At 67.6% G+C, this 6,890-nt stretch carries 6 protein-coding genes; 4 read left to right on the forward strand and 2 right to left on the reverse strand.

Annotated features, from left to right (window positions below; all coding sequences use genetic code 11):
* The first annotated feature begins 158 nt into the window (after positions 1–158).
* Genes KVT37_RS17870 through KVT37_RS17880 form a run of 3 tightly spaced genes read left to right on the forward strand, consistent with a single transcriptional unit; the run spans position 159 to position 3,949 of the window.
* Positions 159–1,025 carry an ABC transporter substrate-binding protein gene (locus tag KVT37_RS17870; protein ID WP_217575380.1) on the forward strand — a complete coding sequence of 289 codons (867 nt, stop codon included), beginning with the start codon at positions 159–161 and terminating at the stop codon, positions 1,023–1,025.
* Positions 1,026–1,083: 58 nt separating this feature from the next.
* Positions 1,084–3,066 (forward strand): Fe(3+)-hydroxamate ABC transporter permease FhuB, encoded by a 1,983-nt coding sequence (fhuB, locus tag KVT37_RS17875; RefSeq protein WP_306796968.1) that lies wholly within the window; start codon positions 1,084–1,086, stop codon positions 3,064–3,066.
* A 22-nt stretch (positions 3,067–3,088) separates the two neighbouring features.
* Entirely contained in the window at positions 3,089–3,949 is an 861-nt protein-coding gene (locus tag KVT37_RS17880) for an alpha/beta hydrolase (protein ID WP_217575384.1), read from the forward strand.
* 33 nt (positions 3,950–3,982) lie between these two features.
* Here KVT37_RS17880 and KVT37_RS17885 read toward each other — a convergent pair whose 3' ends face one another.
* Together KVT37_RS17885 and KVT37_RS17890 are read right to left on the reverse strand one after the other, a co-directional pair.
* Positions 3,983–4,525 (reverse strand): hypothetical protein, encoded by a 543-nt coding sequence (locus KVT37_RS17885; protein ID WP_254634092.1) that lies wholly within the window; start codon positions 4,523–4,525, stop codon positions 3,983–3,985.
* 31 nt (positions 4,526–4,556) lie between these two features.
* Positions 4,557–6,260 (reverse strand): BTAD domain-containing putative transcriptional regulator, encoded by a 1,704-nt coding sequence (locus KVT37_RS17890; RefSeq protein WP_217575386.1) that lies wholly within the window; start codon positions 6,258–6,260, stop codon positions 4,557–4,559.
* Between the two features lie 114 nt (positions 6,261–6,374).
* Between KVT37_RS17890 and KVT37_RS17895 the strand changes: the two genes are divergently transcribed.
* A partial coding sequence (locus KVT37_RS17895) for a redoxin domain-containing protein (protein ID WP_217575388.1) occupies positions 6,375–6,890 on the forward strand: 516 nt, incomplete at its 3' end.

A 6,890-nucleotide genomic window follows, 5' to 3' on the forward strand; every position in this document is an offset into this window, starting at 1 on the left:
TGTTGACTATTGAACTCATGTTTCATAGTCAACCGGGTCACCGATGTTCGGTTTCGAAAATCGGCATGCCGGGAAAGGAGCGGGGATCGTGACGCGCAATCATGGCCTTGCAGGTACGGATGACTGAGGTGGGGACCGGCGTGCGTCAGCGTTGCCGCATGACCCGGCGTGCCGCGCTCGGCCTGTTCGCGCTGCCTTTCGCGAGCGTCCGCCCGGTGTCGGCGGCGACGAAACCGCCGCGCATCGCCTGCCTCGATGACGGCCTGGCCGAGACCTTGCTGCTGCTCGGCGTCAAGCCGGTCGCAATCGCCGACCGCAAGGTCTGGGAGGATTGGGTGGTCGAGCCGGCGCTGCCGCCGGAAGTCGCCGATATCGGCACACTGCTCGAGCCCAATCTCGAATTTCTTGAGCAGCTCAAACCCGACCTCATCCTCAGCATCCCCTATCTCGACGGCATCAAGCCGCTGTTGGAGCGCGTCGCGCCGGTGACGACGATCGGCATCTACATCGAGAACGGGCAGCCTTATCGCAATGCCGTCGAAGCGACGCGAAAGCTCGCCGGACTGGTCGGAAGGGAAGCCGAAGGCGAGGCGCTGATCGAAGCGACCGAGACGAGCCTGGCAAAAGTCAGGCGGGAGCTGGCGCCGTTTGCCGCCCGGCCGCTTTATGTCGTCTCCTTCATGGATCCGCGCAATGTGCGCGTCTATGGCCGCATGAGCATGTTCCAGGACGTGTTCGACCGCATCGGCATCCGCAACGCCTGGACCGCCGCGACCAATTATTGGGGCTTTTCCACCGTCGGCATCGATAGCCTGGCGACGGCCGACGACGCGCGCCTCGCCTATCTCGAGCCATTGCCGGCAGGGGCGGGCGGCACGCTGACCGAAAGTCCGGTCTGGAGCGCGATGCCCTTCGTGCGCGACCGCTCGATCATGCGCCTGCCGCCCGTGCTGATGTTCGGCGCGCTTCCCTCCGCCGCCCGCTTCGCGCGCGTGCTTGCCGAGACGATGACCGCTCATGGCTGACGGCGCGGCCAGCGCGGAACGAAGGCGCAATATCCCCTCCCGCGCGGAACGCTTGGACATGGGCCGGCGCGATCGGCCGCTTGTTGCCGTCCTGCTCTGCGCCACTCTTGCCGCTCTGGCCGTGGCGGCAACGATGTCTAATCTGTCCGTTCAGTTGCCGTCGGCGCTGTGGCTGGAAGCTGCGTTCAGGCCCGACATCGGCGATATGCGGCAAGTGCTGGTGCACTATGCCTTCCTGCCCAGGCTTGCCGTCAGCCTGCTCTGCGGCGCCGCACTTGGCCTGGCCGGCGCGGTGCTGCAGCAGGTGCTGCGCAACCCGCTGGCCTCGCCCGAAACGGTCGGCGTTTCCGCCGGCGCCTATCTGGCGCTGGCATTGGCCACGCTCGCCGCCCCCGCGCTGCTTGCCTTCGGCCGCGAATGGGTGGCGCTTGCCGGCGCCTTCGTCGCTCTTGCGGCCGTGCTTGCGCTGTCCTGGCACAAGAACCTGTCGCCGCTTTCCGTGGTGCTGGCCGGCCTCGTCGTCAGTCTCTACGCCGGCGCGATCGGCGCGGCGCTGGTGTTGCTCAACCATGAATGGCTGGCCGGCCTCTTCATCTGGGGCGCCGGCTCGCTCGGCCAGCAGGACTGGGTGACCACGCTGTGGCTGCTGCCGCGTCTCGGCATCGCCGCGCTCGCGATCGGCCTGATGACCCGGCCGCTGACCTTGCTCGGCCTCGAGGACGAAGGCGCGCGCAGCCTCGGCGTGCCGCTCGGCATCTACCGCTTCGCCGGTCTCGGCATGGCCGTCGCGCTCATCGCCGTCGTCGTCGCGGCCGTCGGCGTCATCGGCTTCGTCGGCTTGGCGGCCGCGGCGCTCGCCCGCATCGGCGGCGGGCGCCGGTTCGGCCAAAGGCTGATCCTGGCGCCGCTTCTGGGCGCCGCTTTGCTATGGGCCGCCGATCAGGCGGTGCAACTGGCGACTGGACCGCAGGGCGACCTGTTGCCGACCGGCGCCATCACCGCGCTGCTCGGCGCGCCGCTGCTGCTGTGGCTGCTGCCTCGCCTCAGCCTGGGCGGCGAACTGCCGCTGCTCGCCGCCGAGCGTCTGCCCAGGACAGGGCGTCCCGGCATCCTTTTGGCAGTGATCGGCCTCGCCTTGCTGCTTCTTCTTGCCTTCGCCCTGTTGTGCGGACCCGGCCCCGATGGCTGGAGCTTCGCCTTCGGCGATCAACTGCAGCCCTTGCTGTCCTGGCGTTGGCCGCGCGTGCTCGCGGCACTGTCGGCCGGCGCCATGCTGGCGCTCGCCGGGATGATGATGCAGCGCCTCACCGGCAATCCGATGGCGAGCCCGGAGGTGCTGGGCATCAGCGCCGGCGCCGCGCTCGGCATGATGGTGGCGATGTTTTCCGTCGCCGGCGCGGGGCGCCCATTGCAGACCGCGGCCGCCGCGGCGGGCGCCTTCGCCGCCTTGCTCACGGTGCTTGCCATCGGCCGCCGCGCGGCCTACGCGCCGGAACGGCTGCTGCTTGCAGGCGTCGCGCTGACGGCGCTCTTCGATGCGCTGATCCTGGTGCTCACCGCCACCGGCGATCCGCGCGCCATGCTCCTGCTCAACTGGCTCACCGGTTCGACCTATGGTGTCGATCCGGGCTCGGCGGTGCTGACGGTATCGATCGCGCTTTGCCTGCTGCTCGCCGCGCCGCTGTTCATCCGCTGGCTCGACCTGCTGCCGCTGGGCACGCCGGCGTTGCGCTCTCTCGGCGTCGACGTGGCCGGCACCCGGCTGCTGGTGCTGCTCATGGTTGCCGTGCTGACCGCGGCGTCGACCCTGATTGTCGGCCCGCTGACCTTCATCGGCCTGATGGCGCCGCATCTCGCCCGGCGTCTCGGTCTTGCCCGCGCCTTGCCGCAGGCGATCGGCGCCGTGCTTGCCGGGGCGCTGATCATGGTCGGCGCCGATTGGATTGGCCGCACGGCCATCTTCCCGCGCCAGATCCCGGCCGGTCTCGTCGCCACGCTCATCGGCGGTCCGGTGCTGATGTGGCTGCTGCGCCGCCGCTGATTTTGTCGCCAGGGAGAAAACGATGCCGACGCCGGCCCTCATCGCCGACACCACCATCCACGATGTCATGCCTGCCGATGGCGGCGAGCCCTGGCGGGTGTTCATCTATGTGCCGCCGGAGCCGGCGCCCGAAGCCGGGTGGCCGGTGCTCTACATGGCCGACGGCAACGCCGTGATCGGCACCGCGGTCGATGCCGTCCGCGCCCAGGCCTCCTATCCGTCGGGCAGCAATGTCGGCTGGGGCGTCATCATCGCCATCGGCTATCCGGTGGCCGGCGCCTACGATCCGCTCCGACGCTCCTGGGACCTCGGCCCGCCGCCGGGCCAGACCTATCCGCCCTTCCATGACGGCGGCCCGGATGTCCGCACCGGCGGCGCGCAGAAATTCCTCGCCTTCATCGAGGAGGAGTTGAAGCCGTTCGTGGCAAGCCTGGCCAAGATCGATCGTAACCGACAAGCGTTTTACGGTCATTCCTTCGGCGGCCTGTTCGCGCTCTATGCGCTGTTCACCCGCCCGCGTGCCTTCGGCACCTGGATCGCGGCCAGTCCGGCGATCTACTGGGAGCATCGCGCCATTGACCGCTTCCTCGAAGCTTTCGAGGCCGATGTGCCTCGCAATCTCGGCGCCGAGATCATCCTGTCCGCCGGCGAATACGAAACCGAGAAACTGGCGCCGTTCCAGATCGGCGCCGCCGACGAGCAAAAGCGCCTGGAGCACAAGAAAGTGACGCGCGCCGATGAATTCGCGCGCCTGATGGCCGCGCGGCTCGACGCCATCCCTGGTCTCGGCGCAAGCTTCGAGCTGCACGCCGGTGAGAACCACATGTCGATCCTGCCGGTGACCGTCAACCGCGCGGTGCAGGCGGCGTTTCGGATGAAGTAGGAAGGGTTTAGGGCCAGTCGGCGCGCCCGGAGATCATTGATCCTTCGGCGCACTCAGCCGCCGGTAAGGGACACCGTCGAATGTCGCCGTCACGAAGCTCTTGACCGACATCTTGCGCTTGCGCCCGTCGCTGCAGGCATAAAGCGGCCAGCCGGCTTCGCTGCATTCGCTGGCCATGCAGATGCGGGCGACGCAATTTCCCGTGGTCAACCGGAACCCGCCCTTGCCGGCAAAGCCCTGCAGCAGGCTGCCGTCCGCCGAACGCCACGTCCGTTGCTGAAATTCTGGCCGCAATGCCAGCGGTTCGAGCGGCGCGGCGAGATCGGCCGTGCCGGTGACGCCGGTGAGCAACAGACGATAGCGCGCCATTCCGGTCGTATAGGCGGTCACAAGGTCGGACTCACCCGAATAAGTGATTGCCAGATCCGAGCGGTCGAATAGATGGGGCACACGCGTGTCCGCCTCTGTCGGCCCCATCAGGGCAACCAAGGCGACAAGGGCCAGGCTAGCGCGCACCATCTCGATTTCCAGCAGCCATGCATATCCGGCCTGCCAGCGCCCCCGGCTGCCTTCCATACCATCCCGCCGAATGGCCTTCGGCGCAAGCTCAGCCGTGATGTCCCATTCGCGCCAGGCATCGGGCCTGGTCGCGCGGCCGGCCGAGTTCCTCGTAGCGGCTGGCGGCCTCTTCGAAGGCGGCGAGCGCGCGCACTTCCTTGTCTTGTGCCCGCCGTTGCACGCCGCGCGCTTCCCAAAGGGCTGCCGCCCAGGGGCCGCCTTGCCACATGCCGGCGATACGCTCAGCGTCGTTCAGGCGGCGGTCGACCTGTTCCAACTCGCCCGCTTCGGCAAGCGCGATCGCCGAAGCGGTGCGCAGCCCCATCGAGCAGGGCTGGCAGGCGCCTGGCGTCAACAGCCTGTCGCCGGCAAGGATCTCTTCGGCCACCATCTTCGGCGTCGATGCCGCCCGCACGGCCAGCGCCTGCATGCGCATGATGAGATGCGGCGAGAGCCATGAGCGTTCGGCATCGGCGAGGCCGCGCTGGATCAGCCGGCTGGCGCGCCATTTCTGGCCGCGCTCCAGGGCGATCTCGGCCAGCCGCTCGATGACCAGAACGCGGCCGGCGACCGCATCCGCCGCGAGCAGCAGCCGCTCTGCTTCGGTGAGGAATTGTTCGGCCCTGTCGAGCTCGCCTGAAAAGAGCGAAGCCTCGCCAAGAAGCAGGCAGGCGAGGCCGCGTCCCGCTTTCGATTGCGCTTCTTCGGCGACGGCGAGCAGCTCCTGGGCCAGTCCCGCGACTTCGGCATGACCTTTGGCGCTGCACAGACAGAACTCGGAGAGGCACAGATGCCCATCGAAGACATGTTGCACAAAGGTCGGCTTGGCGCGGACCCATTCGATGAATTCGGACCGGAACAGTTGCGGCCACTGGGCTTGCATCATCGATGCGATGCCCAGCAGCGCACTCGCCTCTCCAACCTCGCGCGGCAGGTCGGCGCCCAGCGCCAGATCGCGTGTCTGCCGTGCGATCTCGCTTGCCTTGTCGAACTCGCCGCTCTGCAGGTGCACCAGGCCCCAGGCCAGCGAGGTGCGGATGCGTTCCGAGGGGTTGACCGTCTCCGCGCCGGAAAGCGCCAGCGCTTTCTCGTAAAGCGCGATGGTCGCGGCACTCGGGCCCACGCCGAGCTCGGCATGCAGATTGTCGCGAAGCTGGTTGAACTGGCGGATCGCCTCGACCCGGTTGCCGGCGTCGAGCGCCGTCTGCATCAGCGCGCATTGCGCCTGCTCGTCGGCCGGGTCGAGCGCGATCAGCCGTTGCCAGAGACCGCCGGCCCGCAACAGGTCGCTGTAGCGCTGCTGCAGCTGCGCGCGGGGGGCGTCGAGCCATTCGACGAAGATATCGTCCGGCAGGAGCCTGCCGCCATAGAGGTCGGCGGCGCGTTCGAAAGCACTTTTTTCGCTGCCGCGCAGCGCCGTCTTGGCGGCGGCCTCGAAGCCTTCGATATCGATCTCGAGCTCGGCATCGGGTGCAAGCGCGATGATGTCGTTGCCGATCGTGATGAGGTCGTGCGCACCGAGCGCGCGGCGCGCGAAATGCACGGCCTTGCGCAGGCTGGCGCCTGCCGCCTCAGGGTCGGCGTCCGGCCAGAAAGTCTCCATCGCCTGCTCGCGATGTACTCGATGCGCGGGCTTCAGCGCGAGCAGCTTGACCAGCGCCGCGGCGCGGTCACGCCGCCAGTCCGCCGCCGGGATCGGCCGGTCATCGACGCTGACGGCGAAGCGACCGAGCAGATGGATCGAAATCCGCATTGAAGCACCACCAGCAAGACCGTCTCCAGGCAGGGAACGCCGGGGAACGCTGGCGGAACATAGATTTCCTAATTTAGCGCCGCAATCGAATTCCAACCGGAAAGGAACGCAACCATGTCACTCCGTATCGCAGACATCGCCCCCGATTTCACCGCCGACACCACGCAAGGCCCGATCTCCTTCCATGAATGGCTGGGCAAGGATTGGGGCATCCTTTTCTCGCATCCCAAGGACTACACGCCGGTCTGCACCACCGAGCTCGGCTATATGGCCCGTCTCAAGCCCGAATTCGACAAACGCGGCGTCAAGGTCATCGGCCTGTCCGTGGACCCGGTCGACAAGCATGCCGGCTGGGCGAAAGACATTGCCGAGACGCAAGGCATGGCGCCGAACTTCCCGATGATCGGCGACCCGACGCTGGCCGTCTCGCAGCTCTACGACATGCTGCCCGCCTCGGCCGGCAACAGCGCCGAAGGCCGCACCCCCGCCGACAACCAGACGGTGCGCAATGTCTACGTCATCGGCCCGGACAAGAAGATCAAGCTGGTGATATCCTACCCGATGACGACGGGCCGCAACTTCGACGAGGTGCTGCGCGTGGTGGACTCCCTGCAGCTGACGGCGAAGCAT

Source organism: Mesorhizobium sp. GbtcB19, assembly GCF_019091085.1.
GTDB lineage: Bacteria > Pseudomonadota > Alphaproteobacteria > Rhizobiales > Rhizobiaceae > Mesorhizobium.